Annotated in this window: 3 protein-coding genes; all 3 read right to left on the bottom strand. The window is 70.1% G+C overall.

The genetic code is table 11. The annotated features are described in order from the left end of the window. On the bottom strand, nucleotides 1-541 hold a 541-nt coding region (locus AX685_RS15875; protein WP_066490386.1), incomplete at its 3' end, for a hypothetical protein. A 2-nt stretch (nucleotides 542-543) separates the two neighbouring features. Further along, nucleotides 544-1494, bottom strand: coding sequence for a 16S rRNA (cytosine(1402)-N(4))-methyltransferase RsmH (gene rsmH, locus AX685_RS15870; RefSeq protein ID WP_066490384.1), 951 nt, complete (start codon nucleotides 1492-1494; stop codon nucleotides 544-546). Next, on the bottom strand, nucleotides 1491-1994 hold the full coding sequence (locus tag AX685_RS15865) for a division/cell wall cluster transcriptional repressor MraZ (RefSeq protein WP_066490392.1): 504 nt from the start codon (nucleotides 1992-1994) through the stop codon (nucleotides 1491-1493). The genes rsmH and AX685_RS15865 overlap by 4 nt, the downstream gene beginning before the upstream one ends. Nucleotides 1995-2262 lie beyond the last annotated feature (268 nt).

Genomic DNA, 2262 nt, shown 5'->3' with positions numbered 1-2262 from the left:
CCGCCGGGGCCAGCCGCGCCGAGCGCGCCGGCGTGGCGGGCGCGACCACCTTCACCATGCCGCCGACCGCGATCGGCGCGCGGCGCGTCGTGGCAAGCGCGGCGGTGCGCACCACCGGCGCGGGCGACGGGGTGATCGGGGTGGCGGCGATCTGGATCGCGCCGGCATTGGCGATGGCGGGCGTGGCCGGAACGATCAGCTGCGCGGTGCGCACCGCACCCTCGCCGCCCGGCAGCGTCAGGCCCTGATCCGGCGACAGCGATGCCAGCGCGGCCTCGTCTGCGACGAACTGCTGCGCGGTCGGCACCGTCAGCGCCAGCGTGTCGCCGTTCCAGCGTTCCAGCTGCGCCAGGTTCGCGCGCACGTCGAACTCGGTTTCCAGCGCCCGGATGTCGCGCTGCGCCGACACGATCTTGCGGTCGATCTGCTCCAGCTTCTTGCGCTCGGCCGCCACCTGCGAGGACACCAGGTAGAAACCGATCGCCACCATCGCGCAGCTGGCCAGCCAGCCCAGCCCCTTCAACCGATACATCGCCGCCATCGTTACGCCTCCAGAACCCAAGAAGCCGCCCCGGTACGCCGGGCGGTACGAAGTGTGGCGGAGCGGGCGCGCGGGTTGGCGGCCAGCTCCTGCTCGCCCGCGCGCACGGCGCGGGACGTTATCTCGAACGTCGGTGCGCGCGTCGGCGCGGCAACCGGCATGTGGCGCGATCCGCCGGGCGCACCGCCCGACCGGTCCCGCAGGAACCGCTTGACGATGCGGTCCTCCAGCGAATGGAACGTCACCACCGCCAGCCGCCCGCCGGGCTTCAGCGCGCGCTCGGCCGCCTCCAGCCCGCGCTCCAGCTGGTCCAGCTCGCCGTTGACGTGGATGCGCACCGCCTGGAACGCGCGGGTCGCCGGATCCTTCTTGTCGTGCGGGCGATGGCCCAGCGCCTTGCGCACCACCGCGGCGAATTGCGCGGTGGTGGTCAGCGGGCGCGCCGCGACGACTGCGCGTGCGATCCGCCGCGACTTCGGCTCCTCGCCATAGCGGTACAGGACGTCGGCGATCACCTCCTCGTCCGCCTCGTTCAGGAAATCGGCCGCGGACATGCCCGCCTGGCTCATGCGCATGTCGAGCGGGCCGTCCGCCTGGAACGAGAAACCGCGCGCCGACTGGTCGAGCTGCATCGACGACACGCCGATATCCATCGTCACGCCATCGACCGGCAACAGGTCGCGTGCAGCCAGTTCCTCGGCCATCGCCGAGAAGGTCGCAGGGACCAGCACCAGCGCGCCGGCCGCCTCCTCCCCCAGCGCGCCGCCGGCGTCGATCGCATCGGGATCGCGATCGAAGGCGATCACCTGCGCGCCGCGCGACAGGATGCCGCGGGTATAGCCGCCGGCACCGAACGTGGCATCGACGTGGCGCTCACCGGGGGCGGGGGCAAGCGCGTCGATCACCTCGTCCAGCAGGACCGGGATATGCGGCATGGTGGCATCACCGCTCATGACAGGGAAATCCCCTTGTCCTCGCAGGTGAACTCCACGAATTCCTTCAGGAACGGGTCGATGCCCGGCGTCTCGATCAGGATCTGCGGCGCCCAGATGGTGATCCAGTTGAACGACCCCAGGAACACCGCGGCCGCGCCGATCCGCGCATAGCGGCGCTCGAACGTCGGCATGATGAAGCGGCCCGATCCGTCGAACGGCAGCGGCTCGGCCCCGCCGGCGCGATCCAGGATGTTATAGTCGACACGCCCGCTCTTCTCGAACTGTGCGGCGTCCAGCGCCTCCAGCTTCGCCTTCCAATAGGGCACGAATCCGGGATCGTAGGCGATCAGGCAGCGATGTTCGGGGTGCGGCGCGATGATGACGGTGCCGCCGTCCTTGCCGTCCTCGCGCGGGGCGTTCTTCGCCAGCATCGCGCGCAGGGTATTGGGAATGGCTACCCGACCCTTGTCATCGACAAGGCCCAGCCCCTTTCCCTGATAGTCCACCCTTTCTGCCACGCCCACCTCGCACGCGGGGCGCAAAACCGACCTGCCCGGCGCACGGCCATCGCCGCCCGCCGACGATCTGCGTCGGTCACCAACAGTGGTTCTGCCCCCAATGTCGTGCTGGAGGATGTATCAGGGTTAATCGGGGATGAGAAGGGATTTTCGGGGAGGATCGGGGATCAACCGCAAAATCCTTTGTCGTCCGGCGGATCCGCGGGGAACGGCCGCGGCATCCGGCCGATCGAAGGGTGAAGACCGGGCGCCACGGGCGGTTCCGGGG

Source organism: Sphingomonas sp. CCH9-F2 (assembly GCF_001556735.1).
In the GTDB taxonomy this organism is placed as follows: domain Bacteria; phylum Pseudomonadota; class Alphaproteobacteria; order Sphingomonadales; family Sphingomonadaceae; genus Sphingomonas; species Sphingomonas ginsenosidimutans.
Note: the sequence above shows the minus strand (reverse complement) of the source record. Positions and strands in the feature narration are given on the sequence as shown.

Coding starts and splice junctions, on each gene's coding strand:
- rsmH (WP_066490384.1), bottom strand. CDS start 1,494: ATGAGCGGTGATGCCACCATGCCGCATATCCCGGTCCTGCTGGACGAG.